The organism is Bacteroides sp. FSHCM14E1, assembly GCF_019633785.1.
Classification (GTDB): Bacteria; Bacteroidota; Bacteroidia; order Bacteroidales; family Bacteroidaceae; genus Bacteroides; species Bacteroides hominis.
Genome location: NZ_JADKYL010000009.1, coordinates 112,025 through 128,445 on the forward strand (window position 1 = coordinate 112,025; position 16,421 = coordinate 128,445).

The 16,421-nt window shown below is 43.3% G+C and carries 8 protein-coding genes; all 8 read right to left on the reverse strand.

What is annotated here, in order from left to right; translation table 11 throughout:
• Nucleotides 1–46 precede the first annotated feature (46 nt).
• Nucleotides 47–970: an alkaline phosphatase gene (locus tag ISX59_RS14525; protein ID WP_032539738.1), complete on the reverse strand. Its 924-nt coding sequence runs from the start codon at nucleotides 968–970 to the stop codon at nucleotides 47–49.
• Nucleotides 971–983: 13 nt separating this feature from the next.
• Nucleotides 984–3,440 (reverse strand): PQQ-binding-like beta-propeller repeat protein, encoded by a 2,457-nt coding sequence (locus ISX59_RS14530; protein WP_044302071.1) that lies wholly within the window; start codon nucleotides 3,438–3,440, stop codon nucleotides 984–986.
• Nucleotides 3,441–3,541: 101 nt separating this feature from the next.
• The gene (locus ISX59_RS14535) at nucleotides 3,542–5,335 is read right to left on the reverse strand and encodes a RagB/SusD family nutrient uptake outer membrane protein (protein ID WP_220576008.1); all 1,794 of its coding nucleotides are present in this window, start codon (nucleotides 5,333–5,335) and stop codon (nucleotides 3,542–3,544) included.
• A 12-nt stretch (nucleotides 5,336–5,347) separates the two neighbouring features.
• Nucleotides 5,348–8,794 (reverse strand): TonB-dependent receptor, encoded by a 3,447-nt coding sequence (locus ISX59_RS14540; RefSeq protein WP_032531992.1) that lies wholly within the window; start codon nucleotides 8,792–8,794, stop codon nucleotides 5,348–5,350.
• 161 nt (nucleotides 8,795–8,955) lie between these two features.
• Nucleotides 8,956–9,981, reverse strand: a complete 1,026-nt coding sequence (locus ISX59_RS14545) for a FecR family protein (protein ID WP_005821685.1) — start codon at nucleotides 9,979–9,981, stop codon at nucleotides 8,956–8,958.
• Nucleotides 9,982–10,054: 73 nt separating this feature from the next.
• Nucleotides 10,055–10,627, reverse strand: coding sequence for an RNA polymerase sigma-70 factor (locus tag ISX59_RS14550; RefSeq protein ID WP_022011710.1), 573 nt, complete (start codon nucleotides 10,625–10,627; stop codon nucleotides 10,055–10,057).
• Nucleotides 10,628–11,152: 525 nt separating this feature from the next.
• On the reverse strand, nucleotides 11,153–12,994 hold the full coding sequence (locus ISX59_RS14555; RefSeq protein ID WP_032539735.1) for a RagB/SusD family nutrient uptake outer membrane protein: 1,842 nt from the start codon (nucleotides 12,992–12,994) through the stop codon (nucleotides 11,153–11,155).
• A gap of 22 nt (nucleotides 12,995–13,016) precedes the next feature.
• Nucleotides 13,017–16,232: a TonB-dependent receptor gene (locus tag ISX59_RS14560; RefSeq protein ID WP_220576009.1), complete on the reverse strand. Its 3,216-nt coding sequence runs from the start codon at nucleotides 16,230–16,232 to the stop codon at nucleotides 13,017–13,019.
• Nucleotides 16,233–16,421: the final 189 nt, after the last annotated feature.

Sequence of the window (16,421 nt, forward strand, 5' to 3'; positions counted from 1 at the left end):
TCATCCAATGGGGGGCTATTTCCCCCATTGGATAAGTACATTTTAATTATTTAGTAAAGAATGCTGTCGTTACCGGATTGCCCAACCAGGCTTCGTGAGGCTCAACCCCCAGCAGCCAAGCTTCCGTTGCAGCCACATCAATCACCATTGTACTCTCAGTTATCTTATAGTTCTTTTTCACACCCTTTCCATAAAATACAAGCGGGGTCTCCATTTCATTGAGAGTTTTTCCGCCATGATTAGTACCGATTCCGCCATGATCCGCAGTCAGTATAATTACAGTATCATCCATCATACCGGCTTCTTCAATGGCTGCTACTATTTCACCTAAATAACCGTCCAATTCATCGAGCTTTTCATAATACTCTTTGGATTCCCACTTGTAGCTGTGTCCGGTGTGATCAGGATATTCAAATATAACGGCACAATACATAGGCTTTTTCTCTTTCAGATAATTCACGGCGAATTGTGTCGCTCCCTTAGGATGTTCCTTTGTTTGCGGAGCATGTACGAAGTAGTTGATAGCGAGCGAATCAACCAGATATCTCATTCCATCCCATTCATAAATATAGCCTACTTCTGCTTTAGGATATGTATCGCGTATCAATCCGTAAAGTCCCGGAAAACGACCGTATTGATTGGTTATAAAAGGAGGAATCTCGGGTGTCTTGCTTCCCCAGGTCGTATATCCATGAAGTTCCGGTCCGGCTCCGGAAAACATAGAGGCCCAGTTTGGAGCACTCGATGATGGCAGAATCGAACGGTTGTTCAGTGTATAAGCCCCTTCTTCCATCAACCGGTTGAAATTGGGCATGGGATGATTGCGGATAGCAACGGCACTTAAACCGTCAAAAGCAATTAATACTACATGCTTCGGATGTTTCTTCAAACGGGGACCGGCTGCATTTACTTCACCGGCAAATAAACTAAGAATCACAGAAAATATGAATAATATCGAAATCTTTTTCATTTTGTATATACAATTAATCGTGTAACCTAAAATTATAAATATTACCTCCAAAATCGGTAACGAACAGACAGTTACCGCTTACTGCCACACTCGAGAATACCGGAGCTCCCAAAGCACGTTTCCCACGATAGGCGCCTGTGTCCAAGTCAACGGCATGCAAATACCCGTCACTGGCCCCAAAGAAAACGGTTGCTCCCACAAGTACAGGCGAAACTTCGACTGTGCATTCATGGCTATGAGAATAAGGGACAGTATAGAAAAGGCTTGTTCCGGTACGATAGTTCCAGACCTCTTTAAAAGTAAGACGGTCAAATGCAACCACTCCCTTATTGGAAGTGGAAACAACCAGATATTTATCCGTCACAAGCGGAGCGCAGGCCGAATTAAACTCATAAGAAGTTTCCGCCATTTTCAGAATATCTCCGGAACGTGGGTTGATCACATATAAATTCTCACATGAGGCCAGATAGAAATTACCATCGTAAAAAGTTGCCGATCCGTCACGGAAACGAATTTTACTGTCACGCTTCTTCCACAATAAAGTACCGTCATTGATGTCATGTCCGAAGAGTCCGTTCCAATGTGCAGACGCCACTAATACTCCTGCACCTACAGTCAAAGTAGAAGTGGTTCCCTCACCTCCATCCCAGGCTTTGTTCTGCCACAGGATCCTTCCATCGGCAGTCCGTACGGCACAAGTTCCTTTTGCATGTCCGGCATACACCACACCATCGACAACCGCCAAGCCTTCATCAAGAAGTGGCAATAGAGAAACCGGCAACTGTGTTTGCCAACAAGCCGTTCCTTTTTCTGCATCTATGGCGTAAAGCATCCCCGAAGCATCCGAAGCAAACACGCGCCCGTCTTCATAAGCAATGGTATTCTTTATCGAATTAGAAGCACTGAAAGTCCAGCAAAGACCTCCTGTTGCAGCATCATAGGCTTTTATAAAGCATTTCTCTGCCCTATCATCGTCAATGGTTCCTATAAACACTTTATTCTGTGCCACTATGGGCGAACACATATAAATATTGCTGCCTGCATTTCGGACCCAGTTGGTTTGCAGGGGCAAAGACACTGTGTCATTCACCAGTTGATTGTGGGCAGCATTTCCACGAAGTCCCGCCCAAATGGCGGATGTCACAGCCGAAGCAGCCGGCTGCCCGGTTACGACGTAATCCACCCTTTTCGTCAAACGGGTTCCATCCTCAAACTCGGCAGTCACCAACAAGCGCTGCTTGCCATCGGACACACGGACTGCTCCGCTCCATTCCCAGTCTGTTTCGGGTAACAATGTGACAGACGACATGATTTTCCCGTTCCGTTCAACAGAAGCCGTTACTTTTTTTGCGTACGACACCGTACGATAAGCATTAATCCGAACTGTCATTTTACCATCAGAGACAGAAACAATTTCACCTTCTGCCGGATAAGCAGAAGTCAAGATTCCATCGATATAAGTATAACGGGTTTCCGAACTGAGTTTACCTTTGGTATCAGCATGATAAATCCTGAAACAGGACGTTCCGTGATCGATTCCTCCTTTATCCGGAGTGGATGAGCAGTAGGTATGAAGTCCCGACTTCAACTGCTTATAATAATGATTGTGCCAGTGTCCGTAAATCATGGCGTCCAGATTATAATCTGCAAAGTCTATCCGTTCGCCGTTTTTATCCTTGAAGAGCAAATCGTCTCCCCAAAACCATAAGTCGTGATTAAATAAAACTACCCTTTTATCTCTATTTATTTGTGCAAGGTCATTCTTCAGCCAACGGATGATATCAGCACGCCTGTACGAGGGTGCATGATCACCACCCAGCATCGGAGTAACCACATAATGCACATTACCAACGTCGAACGAATACCATGAAGGACCGAAATGACTCTGCCATAGCTCTTCACCATACCTTCCGGCACGCAAATCATGATTACCCACACAATAATAAGTCGGAACCCCCAAATCCTCAGAACGAAGATAACGTCCGTGAAAATCCTGATGGGCTTCATAACAAACATCACCTGTATGGATGATGAAAGCAGTCGGATTTGTTTTCACATACTCTTTCAGATTGTCTATCCAGTCACCATACAGAGATGTCTCTGTATCTGTGATTTGCACAAACGAATATCCATTTCCTGTCCTTACCGGACTCTTGCAAATTCCCAGTTCATACTTTTTCCCGGTCCCGTCGAAAGGTAAATAATGGGAAGCAGATGCCTGAAATCCATCGGGCACGGTCAAAGTGATAAACCGGGTGTCTTTATGTCCCGGAAGTATAAAGCTACCATCTTCCGCCGTTTGCACCACATGGAGCCCATCTTGCACACAGATCCCCTTGATCCCTTTCTCTCCGGCATCACGAATGCCGTTTCTGTTTGTGTCGATATAAACCCCGCCTTCTATCTGTGCGAAAGCAGAACTGCCAACTCCCAGGAATAAAGCCGCTATACCTGCAAATAACTTCAACATATTTATTGTTTTACTATATTAATCAGTTTTGTCTCTTAACGAAAACAGCAGACTTCTCCCGCTACTGCCGGAGCAGCCTTTCTGTTTTCGATATGATAAACCTATTCCCAGAATGGATTCTGATAGAGGTTTTCGTTAACAGTAATATCTTTGGTAGCAACCGGATAATAATAATATTTCGGAGATACAAAAGTATACTTACCATGTTGCGCTATCAGGTAGATATAGCCTTTTGTCCCTTCGGTGAGCCCAATCGTATTACCTTCCAAAGCATAAACCGTCAATTTATACTTTTGCTTGTCCTCCTCAGGTATCTTATCTACATCCGCTTTCTTTTCCACTACTGCAATGTCCGGTGTACCATCACCTGTTACATCATAATAGCCCATTCCCGGAATATACGCCCCTTCCGGAGCAGCCTCAAACAACTTTCCACATCCCCAACGCATTAAATCACCATATCTGAACCCTTCGCATGCCAATTCGATTCTGCGTTCACGGCGTACTTCCAGCACAGCACCTTTTTGTGAAGACTGTACATTGGAATAACGTTCTTCCTGTACCGGATCAATATTAGCCAGCCAGTCGTCCAACGAAGCATCCGGCATACCGACACGCTGCCTGATCAGATTGATTGTATTATTGATGTCATCTTGTGTAAGCGTACCCAATTCGGCCTTTGCCTCAGCATATATCAGCAAAATTTCAGCGTAACGGATAATAGGTAAATCAGTATAAGATTTTCCCCAATCCATCTGATCGAATGTCAACGGACGGAATTTGATCTGTGGATATCCACCCAGATTCAGTTTAGCCCGGTGAGGCTCGGTAGTACCCACGTTCAGGACACCCGGTTTCATAAAAGTCTGCTCCAGACGAGGGTCCCGATTCTCAAAGATCTCCAGTACCGTCTTGGTCCGGTAACCTTCCACTTCATGAAAATATTTGGTTTGTCCGTCCTCAACGACTAAATAATCTTCCATCAGACTACGGGAAAGTCCCGTATTATAGTCAAACTGAGCCTGAGCATTGTGCAGGCGTCCTAATGCCTTATCGTAATCAGCCACCAGAATCATTTCCGGGTTTTGCGTAAGATCCGCACTACAGAAAAGTGACTGATAGGCAGGCAGTCCACTCTCTTTGGAAGTCGACAGGCTGTAATGTTTTGTGTCCATAATCTTCCGGCAGGCCTCTACCGCTATTTTCAGGAACCGATCGCCATCATTCAGTTTCAACTCGGGATGATATTTACGGAATGTCCCTTCATGCAAAGCAATCCGCGCCTGTATAGCCAAAGCAGCATTCCGGTAAATACGGGTCGTACTATTGTTTGTTTTCATGTGGGTCACGGCAAAATCAAGATCGGCCATTATGGAATCTACGACCAGGGAACGAGGATCCTGTGACTTATATAGTAACTCGGTGTCCGTCGTTTGCAGGTCATGGCTATACCATGGCACATCCGAATAGTCTTTCACCTTTGAATAATAGATTAATGCACGAAACATGCGCGCCAGCCCGATGTAGTGATTAATCTCACCACGGTCGCCCTCCACACGGTCTGTCCTTGCCAACATAAAATTGACCGTACGGATATTCGTCCAACTCCATTTACCTATGTTATCGGGTCTATATTCACCACGCATCATCTTATAAATATCAGTATCTTCCGGATACAGCATATTGTCAGAAGGCGTATCCGAGTAACTTGCACCAATATAGCCATACATGCCATTGGTATAGGTCTCCAAATCGGCGGGAGAAGAGAAAAATACCTTCTCCGTGATACTGGTCTCAGGAAAACGATCCATGAATCCGTCATTACAACTTGTCATCAGAGCTGCGCCTGTCAGATAGCACGCAGTCAGTAATATATGTTTTATTTTTGAACACATAACTTATCTTAATTAGAATGTGAGATTTAAACCAAATGAATAAGAACGCTGAAGAGGATAAACAATATTACCTAAACTTTCCGGATCTACCTTATAATGTTTGTATAAGCCTGAAAACTCACACAGATTATCACCGGAAAAGAAAATACGCAAACGTTCAATTCCTATCTTATTCAACAGTACTTTAGGAAGAGTATAACCTACGGTGAGGTTTTTCAAACGGACATAAGCCGCATTTTGCAGGTATCTGGTCTGAACAACTCCACACTCCCTGTCTGTATTTTCCGCCACATAAGCTTTCATACGCGGGAAATACGCGTCCGGATTTTCCTCTGTCCAATGGTCGTACATATTACCCACGGTAATATTAGTCCAGGGCTGTGCATAAATACCCCAGAAATAAAGGTCACCTGTGCCCGGATAATAATCTTTCTTACCTACCCCCTGGGCAAACAGGCTAAGATCGAATCCATTCCACTGTGCATTGGCCGATAGACCAAATGTATAGCGTGCACGGCTGTTACCAATGACTTTATAATCACCATGGTCTTCCAGTGTCCATGCTCCATCGGTTATTTTACCGTCTTTATTTTCATCTTTAAATTTCAGATCACCGGGAGCCAGCGGACGGGTACCCGGATAGGAAGTACACCATGACTGGTCTGCATGATTCTTTATATCTTCCTCGGAAGTGAAAAAGCCTAAAGTCTCTACACCCCATATCTCACCAATCTCTTTTCCTACATAGTAATCACCCAACAATCCTTTCGGATTTTCGTACTTCGTAATATAGGCACGGCTATCTGCCAGATTAAAGTTCACATCATAATAAAATGGTTTTCCGGCCAATTTGAACTGATCTTTCCAACCTACGGTCAATTCCCAGCCCTCCGTCTTCAAGTCGGCTGCATTTTGCTTGGGGACATCCGTTCCCAGAACACTTGGCAGTGTCACTCCTGCCGTCAACATATCTTTTGTTCGGCGCACATATACTTCACCCGTTATGCTTAAACGGTTATTGAAAAAATTAGCGTCTAAAGCAATATTGGTGGTAGTTACCTTTTCCCAGGTCAGGTTACCGGCTACCAATCCGGGAGCTCCCACATATACCGGCTGTTGTTTCTCCAGGATCTGACTGATTTTTCCCGATCCCATCGTGGCAAGATATGCATACGCATCCACATCCTGATTTCCCAGACTACCATAAGAACCTCTCAACTTCAAGAAACTAACCACATCACTCAAAGGCTCAAAGAACTTTTCACGCGAGATGACCCAGCCCAATGATACGGAAGGATTAAATACAAAACGGTCATTCTTCGGGAAACGCGAAGTACCGTCATAACGTCCGTTAAATTCGAAGATATATTTATCGTCGTAGATATAGCCCAAACGCGCGAATGCACCTCTTAAAGCCCAAGTCGTTATGCTTTGAGACATATTCATATCTCCCGTGGCCAGGTTAATGGTGGGAAGTGAACTTGAAATCAGCTCTTTACGATTCGCTTTCACATAATCATATTTATACTCTTCCTGATTGAAACCTGCAACTGCAGTAATGGCGTGTTTCTTCGCAAATGTTTTCTGGAAAGTACCATAAACATCAAACAAGATGTGCTTTGTATCGGAATTACTGCTCGAAGCATCCGATACGGTAGAAATAGGATTAAACGTCAGGACAGGCAATTCGGGTCCATTGCGATAAGTGACAGGCAGGTTATACCAGTTACTTCTGGTCTTGGTATTTGCAAAAGCAAAAGTTCCTTGTACCCAAAAGACATCTTTGACTATATCCATCTTAGTAGACAGATTGATATTTGTATTTGTTTTCCAGTCTGTAGCACGTCCGCCTTCGGCCAATGCCCCCAATGTACCTACACTGGCATCTGTCCAGGTTCCATCAGGATTCTTAACCATATCCATCGGATTTTTACGGTACATCTGTTTATAGGTGTTGGTCATAGCATTCGCATAGTCATAATCGGAAGTGGTCAGGCTCACATTACTGCTCAGACTCCACCAATCCGTCAGTTTAAACTGTAACTTGGTACGCAGGTTATACCGGTTATAAATGTCGTTTCCATATCTTAACATACCGTTCTGACGATTGTATCCTCCCGAAAAGTAATAAGAGATACGGTCTGTTTTCCCGGAAATATCAATATTATGGATCGTAGAAAAACCTACATCATTGTAAGCCTCGTCCACCCAGTTTGTACGTCCAAAATAAGTATAAGAACCATCCGGATTCAGGAAGTAGGGAGAAGTGGAAGGATCTTCGGAACATTTTTTCGCATAGGCCAGTTGTTCCTCGTTATAAAGGTTATACCACGGATATGCCATTGTATTTCTCGTAGTTGCCACCAGATAAGGGTCTGTTATAATTTCCGGCATACGAGTGTTGGTACGCAATACAAAATTGTTGTTATAGTTAACAGTAAGTTTTTCATTGCTGCCATTTTTAGTTGTAACCAAAATAACACCGAACGCAGCACGCGACCCATATATAGCAGAGGATGCGGCATCTTTCAGTACAGAAATATTGGCTATATCAACAGGATTCATGCGATTCAACTGATCACTGGTGGAAACAACCCCGTCAATGACTACCAACGGAGAACCTCCATTCAGAGAAGTAGTACCACGAATATTATAGGAAGGGGAGTCATCTGCCTCACCATCACCGACAGATACATTAAGGTTGGCAACGGCACCTTGCAAAGCCTGCCCCATGTTCAGTACCGGACGGTCTTCGATTGTTTTAGTAGATACGGTCGCTACCGAACCCGAAAGGTTGACTTTCTTCTGGACAGCATATCCCACTACCACAACTTCGTCCAGTGCTTTACTGTTTTCCTGCATTACAATGTCCATCACTGTTTTATCGCCTACCTTCACCGTCTGGGTGATATAGCCGACATACGAATACTGAAGCGACTTGCCTACCGGAACTTTCAATGAGTATTTGCCGTCGATATTGGTTATGACACCGGTAGTTGTTCCCAATATCGTTACATTTACCCCGATCAAGGTTTCGCCTCTTGCGTCTGTAACGGTACCGGTTATCTCTTTCATTTTTGCAACGTGGTCATTCCGGACATTTTGTTTCTCCGCACCGGGAATCAGAATAATCTTTCTATTCTCCACTACGCATTTGCAGTCCGGCAGAATTTGGGATAAAATTACATCAATACGTTCATTATCGGCCTGAACCGTTACTTTACGGTTCATGTCAATTTCCGCATCATTGTAGAAGAAAGTGTACTCACTCTTCGATTCAATCGATTTAAGAACCTGCTTCAGGGGAACTTGTTTCACATGGAGATTAATACGTGTCTGCTGAGCATAAACTCCCTGAAAAACAAACAGGAACATAATAAAAGACATAAGTCTTGCTAAACGAATGTTTCTTTCTGTTAAGAAAAAGCTCAAAAAGCTCCTCCATTTAAATTTATTCATATCTTTGTAAAAGATTTAAAGTAAATAATTGCGTCTCCTGCAAGAGACGTGATTAAAAGAAATCTGAGATAGGTAAGTGCTGCAACATTTACCTATTTTTTTGTCTGGTTGTGTGTCTCTACATATTTTCATTCAATTTTTAAGGTTAATACTTGTGTTGCCTATCGCTTTCTGGGAAGAATATGTAAGATACCATTCTCCCAGTAATATCTTATTGGAGCAACCAAAGTCATCGCTTTCAGAATTTCATCCAGATTCTCTCCATTCCTGACAGAGAACGACATAAATACTTTTTCAGCAAACTCTGACGGACATTCAATATCCACCCCATACCACTTATTCAAATTAATGATAATATCGGCCAACTTATCATTATCAAAAGTCAGTTCATTTTGAATCCAACTGATATAATCATCCGTATTGACCATCTGTACCTTGGTCCGCTCACTCTTCTTATCATAATTTATCAACTGCCCCGGAGTCAGTACCACCGAATGGTTCATCTTGCAACCGGCAATCTTCACACTACCTTCTACCAATACTGCCTCGACTCCGGATTTCCGCTGATAATTGTCGACAATAAAGCGGGTGCCCAACACTTCCACTTTCATTTCTCCGGCTTGCACCCGGAATGGAAGTTTCTCATTTCTCCGCACTTCAAAATAAGCTTCACCGGACAAACTGACTTCACGGGCTGATGCACTGAACGTTTCCGGATACTCCAACAAACTATTTGAATTGAGCCATACAACCGTACTATCCGGTAATACAAAACGGCCTTTACTTCCATTGGCAGTCAGCAAACGGTTCATGACTTCCTTCTGCCCCGGAACCGAACTGCTACCCCAATAATAAGAAGCAGAACCGACAGCAAACAGTATCAGAAAGACGGCTGCCACCCGCAGGAACAGACTGAAATGTTCCGGAAAAACAAATCTGCTTTTACGGGAACCGGATTCCGGTATTTGTATCCGTGACCTAAACCGGTCGAGCGCCACTTCCGTTTCAACATCATCAGTAGCCAGCGTATTGCCTAAAAGCCATAAATCACGAACTTCGGAAAACTCGTTCCGGTTCTTTTCCGATTGTTTCAGCCAGTTCAAAAGAAAAACTTTCTCTTCACAGGTAGCTGTACCATCCAGAAAACGTATAATCACTTCGTTTATGTCTCCTATTTCATTCTTCATTTTTAGCTCCTCTATAAGTAATACAAGTGAAATTTTAAAACCCCTCCTCCAAAACATACTTTTTTTTAAAATATTATTTTGAGCAGAGACAGAGTAGGAATAAAAGGCTCATTAAACCTTTATTTTTAAGATGAGTACGCAACTCCAACAGAGCACGGGTCAAATACTTTTCTACAGTCTTGGGTGACAGATCGAGCTGAACGGCAATCTCCTTTACCTTCAGGCCGTAGCTTCTGCTTAGTATAAATACCTTCTTTACCTGTACAGGCAGTGTTTCGACAAAAGCTTCGATTTCACCCCGAAGTTCCTTCATGAATAATGAGTTCTCCTGATTATCTTCCTGAATCTGCAACGCATCGATCTGATCTGAAAAACATTCCATGGACTCTTCTTCAGTATATTTCTTGCTGGTGAGAAAGTTGAGAGATTTATTATAGACGGCCTTAAAAAGATAGGCCTTTACTGCTCCATCGAATTCAATATCTGTACGCTTATTCCATAAAGCAACAAAAACATCCTGAACGATGTCTTCTGCAACATCCCAATCATTCACAAAGCGAAACGCATACACCCGCAACACTTTATAATATTGCCGAAACAGTTGCTCTACCGACTCAAGGTTCGAATACATTGCGTTTTTCTTCATTTAAAGTATTAGTTAATAAAAAGACACTGGCAAAGTAACAAATAATAATAATAATCTCAAAATTTTAAGAATCCGTTTCAGTACCAATTTTAACCCGCGAATGAATCTGCAAGCCGATAATTCCTTTAATGCCCAAAACAAATTACTTTATGTGATTTACTTCTATATAAAATAGTAAAGTAACGGGAATAAACTTATCCTTAACAGCAAATCTTCTTCATCTTAGCAGCTAAGATGTACATCTTGGGCGCTAAGATCTATATCTTGACGGCCAAGATGCACATCTTTCGGCGCAAGATGAAGTAAATGATATGAATAAAAACATTTCTTTCGGGCACCGGAACCACTTTATACGGGTACTTATGGAAGTTCTCTTCTTAAGTTCGTCAGGCAACGATGCAATTACCGAATAATTGATATACCGGGATTACGCATTACGAGAAACCGGGCTGTAAACAGATGTGAAGTCTATCTGTCTACAACCCGGTTCTATTTATATCGGATACCTATTGTACGTGTGTTTCCTTACCAGCCGGGGTTTTGTACCAATTTCTTCGACTTTTGTATCTCTGCCAACGGAATGGGGTACAAATACATACGCTTCTCAAAAATACGGGTCTCAAAAGCAGTGCGTTTCATAAATCCCTCAAGATCGGTGGCATTCATATCCATACCATGAACAGGGCCGCCTTGTTTATACCCTTCTTCTTCGGCACACATCCAACGACGTACATCAAAATAACGCTGTCCTTCGGCAAACAATTCAATGCGGCGCTCGTGACGTATGGCTTTCTCCTGCAACTCCCGGTTGCCGATAATTTCCGGTTTAATGTCTTTCAGTAAGGGAATACCGGCTCTATAACGAATGCTATCCACATACTGGATAATACGCGCATCACCCGGATTCACATGATTCAGGGCCTCTGCATACAACAAATAAAAATCGGCCAGACGAAACAACATACTTGCACGATACTTGGATTTCGGATTGTTGCCTTGATTCAGCAAATCACGGTTCATACCTTTATAAAGTAAATATCCCGAATAACTCATATCTGCCTTCGAATTGTCATCCGGCATTCCTTTATAAAAATAAATCTTCTTATCGGTCTTTTGCCATATTTTGCCGGAATAAGTAATGTCCTGGTAGAAACGCGGTTCACGGTTCTTATACATATTGGGTATACCGTCTTCACCGATGCCCTCTTCTTTATACAAACCCGATTCATCAATGCTTTTACCATCACTCATCAAGAAGTCATCAATAGCTTCCTGAAGAACTCCGACACAACTGAATCCACTAAAAATAGCACGCGGAGTACATCTGCGTTCACGGCCTTCACCGTTTACTCCGCCCCAGGAGTTCTTACTGCTTTGCCAAACCGCCTCCGAATTGTTAACGCTTACCTGAAACAACTGATAAAGCGATTCTGCCGGATCGATCTCACCGTCCTTCACCACCTGGTATAAAGAGTAGCGCCCTTTTGAATAATCAATAAAGCGTTGCAGAGCGTCCAGAGCAGTTTTCCATTTCGTGTCATCCTTTGCCGGAAAGAGTTGTTTGCCCTGATTATCCTTCAAAGCAACAGCTTCGGGATAACCACCATTGAACAACGGACTTGCCGCATACACATGCAATTTGGCCAAAATGGCCAACGCTGCCCCCTTGGTCGGTGCCGCCGCACGTTCATTGTTAATAGTACCGTCCAGATTCAGTTCTTTCTCCGGTAGCAAGTCGTAGCATTCATTAAGTTCTTTATCAATAAAGGCAACTACTTCATCTACCGAATTTCTGTAATAATCCAAGTCAGCAGCCGAAGGATCGGCTATTTCGGTCATAATAGGAATGGGACCATATAACTCGAACAACAGATAATGATAATAAGCACGTAAAAAACGTGCTTCGTTCTTCAGAAGAGCCAGTTCTTTTTCATCAATGAAGTCGGCTACATCTCCGTTCTGAGGAATGACATGGGCGTATGCGATGAATTCGTTTGCCTGCCGGATTTGCTTGTAAAGGCTCCAACGTGACAAATCGGCCGATCCGGCATGATAGCCTATCGTTGGAATCGTTTTCACATTGTTCTGTGCTGACTTCAATTCGTCTGAAACAGCCGGCCAGGGATTATCCAAACCGGTCAGGCTGGCATAGGCATCCGTTATGATGATGTTCGACATATCGGGGATACCGGTATAGATGTAGCGATGAAACCTGCGTGCGTAACTTGTGTTATTAAATACTTCTTCCATAGTCATTTCGGCAGCCAGATCATCTGATACATTTAGATAATCTTTACAGCCGGAAAGGAGAGTCGCACTCAATCCAAGTGCCAGTATAAAGGTCGGTAAATTCTTAAAAACTTTCATATATATACTATTATTAATTAAGTTAGAATGTAAAGTCAAGACCAAAAGTAAACGTACGGTTCAGCGGATAAGGGAAACCTCCATTGTTGTTTCCCTGCTCGGGATCCCACATCTTGATACGATCCCATACATACAGATTGTTTCCCTGTATATAAAAGCGCAATGCTTCTATATTCAACTTCTTCAATAACTTCTTATCGAAATTATAACCTAATTCGATATTTTTCAGCCTCAGGAAACCGGCGTCACGCAGCCACCACGTACTGGCTGCCGTATTGTTCTGGAAGTTATTACTATGCATACGGGGAAACATCACATTCTGACTTGGATTCTGTTCTGTCCAACGATCGGCTACCACCGAACGCACCGCAGATTCTTCGATTCCCCACTGGAAAGGAAAGAAGGTCGCATCAGCTCCGGTTCCCAATACAGTTGACGTATTACCGGCTCCCTGAAAAAAGATACCGGCATAAAAACCTTTCCATTCGGCATTAAATCCGAAACCATAGACAATTTCGGGAACAGTGGGATTTCCTACATCTTCCATTTGGTCATTGCTGTCAATTTTGCCGTCACCGTTCAGGTCTTTGTACTTGATATCACCCGGACGAACGCCGCTCGAAAGACCGGAAACAACTCCGGGTTTTAATTCATAAGTGCGGTTGAGCCCTTCACCGTTGATGATAAAGTCATCATAGGTATACAAACCGTCGGCGATATAGAGCTTGTTCGAGTTGAGACGGGTACCTTTCTTTTCCAGCCAGGGATACACCTGCGGCACCTGATCGTATTCGATAATTTCATTACGGGCAAACGTGAAGTTTCCGCGTGCACTCAGGTTGACTTGCCCTATTTTTTGGTTAAGGGTGAGGCTGGCATCTACTCCATGATTCTTCACAATACCAAAGTTCTGCCAAGGCATCTGTTGGAAACCGGTTACGTTGGACACCGTGTTGCGTTGCAATAAAATGCTCTTACGCTTATTGTTGAAATAGTCTACCTGCAAATCGATGCGGTTGTCGAATAAGCCGAGATCAATACCGTAATTCGTCTTTTCCTCAATTTCCCATGAAAGATAGGGAGCCTCAAACCGGGCCTCGGTAATTCCATTACCGATACCGCCCATGCCTCCCGTATCACTGAAGCCGAGATTATACCCTCCATTATTCTGTTTCATCGTACCACGGTACAAGAAACGGTCACCACCGGTGTCATCATTTCCCGTACGTCCGATAGAAAACCTGAATTTCAACTTGTTGACTACCTTCTTCAACGCCTCCGGATAATAAGGTTCGTTGCTGACATACCATGCCAATCCCATTGCCGGAAAAAAGCCGAAACGAAATCCTTTTGCAAAGGTCTCGGAACCTGTATAACCGAAGTTGCCCTCTACGAAATAACGTCCGTCATAACCGTAAGTGGCACGTCCCACAAGCCCCTGCTTTCTGTAAGGCAAAGCATTGTCGTGGTATTGGGTCTCTTTTTGCATATAAAGAACCATAGCGGTCACATCATGCTTCTGCGCAAAAGTCCGATTGTAGTTAAACGAAGTTTCGAAATAGATTTTTTTATTCGAAGAGTTTTCCAGTTTCTCGGTCAATACGTCGCTGCCCTCCACAACTTTCTTAAATTGCAGTGCCCCGTTTTCATCACGTCCGGTTGCCAGATACTGAGTAGGTGTCTTGGTTCGTTTTGCCGTATATTTCATATCAGCATCAAAACTGATCAGACCTTTCCAATTCAGCCCCTTGGTGATAAAGTCCAACTTCTGGTTTACTTCCAGTTTCGACTGGATAGACGTTCTCCACTCTTTGGCATATCCGGAATTTACTAATAAGTTATATGGATTCACACGGTTACCCGAAGGACGCGGATGTCCGGCAATCGTTCCGTCCGAGTATTCAGCAGGCATCAGGTAAGAGGGAGTGCGACACATCGAATTGAAAATTGTATTTGTGCCTGTACCCGGATAATTGGTTTGCAGGTATTGTCCGCTAATATCTACTTTCACCAATGTTGTTTTCGTCGCGTCGAAATCGATATTACTACGCAAATTATAACGTTTCAGCCCGATGTTATTGTCATACTCGTTTTTCTTGCCCTCTTTAAAAATACCGTTCTCCTGATAAAAGGCTCCGGAAACAAAGTAACGTGCACGCTCGGATCCGCCTCTTACATTGAGGGTATAGCGCATATTATAGGTATGCTCTCTCAGCATCTCCTTCAACCAGTCGGTGTCGGGATAAAGGTCGCGATCGGCTCCCGGACCGTATTTGGCAATTTCTTCCGCTGTACGTATACTGGCTGTTCCTTCATTGTTCAAAGCTTCATTATACAGTTCCAGCGTCTCTACCGAATTCATAAATTCAGGCAGGCGAGTCGGAGTGAGCAAGGTAGATTCGGCACGAAGGGATATTTTGGGTTTCTGCGAATTACCACGTTTAGATGTGATCAAGATCACTCCGTTAGCACCCTCGGCACCATACACAGCAGTTGCCGCGGCATCTTTCAGCAGAGTAAACGATTCGATTTCATCGGGTTCTATATCCTGCATATTACGGGGCACACCATCGACCAAAACTAACGGATTTGTACCTCCTTTGAAGGAACTTACACCTCTGATCCAGAACTCGGAATTATCATATCCCGGTTCACCCGAACGCTGAACGGCAATCAAACCCGGCACTTGTCCGGCCAGGGTATTAGTCAGATTTCTATTGGACGATACAGCCAGTTCCTTAGGTCCGATAGCATTAATAGAACTTACGACACTGTTTTTTTTCTGTTTACCGTAACCAATAACCACTACTTCATCCAGCAATTCGGTATTGGGAAGCATCTTTATGGCCAGAATCTTTTCACCTTTGTAGGTGATCCGTTGTGATTCGTAGCCCACATACGAGAAAAGAAGTATATCTCCTTTCTTGGCACTTATCGAGAAGTTACCATTTACGTCAGTAATAACTCCTGTAGTAGTCCCTTCCAGTTTAATCTGTACTCCGATCAAAGGCTGACCGTTCTCATCCACCACAAGTCCGGTGGCATTATGAACCTGGGCGAAGACTGAATTCAGCCCGAAAGACAATAAAAACAGGATAAAGCAGATCAATCTCAATACTTTATTCTTAAACGCATATTCTTCTGGCATCCTCCCGGTACGATCACCGGCAGTATCAGCATCATTACTAATATGAGCAGTCATCGGCAAAACTGATATTAGCATAAAAGGTTTTTTCATAAGCTTAAATCTTTTTTGTTGTGTAGGTTTTAAATTAATTTTCAGGAAAAAGTGATACTATCCATCTATCGATGCATAGTTCTGTTTGAAATCCGGTCTTTCTTATGTTTTCATAGGCGTAATAAATATGGTTAACACGTCATCTATACTGAACCATGCTGATATTGATTTACGCAAAACGCCTGATTT

Excerpts from the sequence above, each read along its gene's own strand:
- ISX59_RS14550 (WP_022011710.1), bottom strand. The coding sequence starts at position 10,627 with ATGAAGAAAAACGCAATGTATTCGAACCTTGAGTCGGTAGAGCAACTG.
- ISX59_RS14525 (WP_032539738.1), bottom strand. The coding sequence starts at position 970 with ATGAAAAAGATTTCGATATTATTCATATTTTCTGTGATTCTTAGTTTA.
- ISX59_RS14530 (WP_044302071.1), bottom strand. The coding sequence starts at position 3,440 with ATGTTGAAGTTATTTGCAGGTATAGCGGCTTTATTCCTGGGAGTTGGC.
- ISX59_RS14560 (WP_220576009.1), bottom strand. The coding sequence starts at position 16,232 with ATGAAAAAACCTTTTATGCTAATATCAGTTTTGCCGATGACTGCTCAT.
- ISX59_RS14545 (WP_005821685.1), bottom strand. The coding sequence starts at position 9,981 with ATGAAGAATGAAATAGGAGACATAAACGAAGTGATTATACGTTTTCTG.
- ISX59_RS14555 (WP_032539735.1), bottom strand. The coding sequence starts at position 12,994 with ATGAAAGTTTTTAAGAATTTACCGACCTTTATACTGGCACTTGGATTG.
- ISX59_RS14535 (WP_220576008.1), bottom strand. The coding sequence starts at position 5,335 with ATGTGTTCAAAAATAAAACATATATTACTGACTGCGTGCTATCTGACA.
- ISX59_RS14540 (WP_032531992.1), bottom strand. The coding sequence starts at position 8,794 with ATGAATAAATTTAAATGGAGGAGCTTTTTGAGCTTTTTCTTAACAGAA.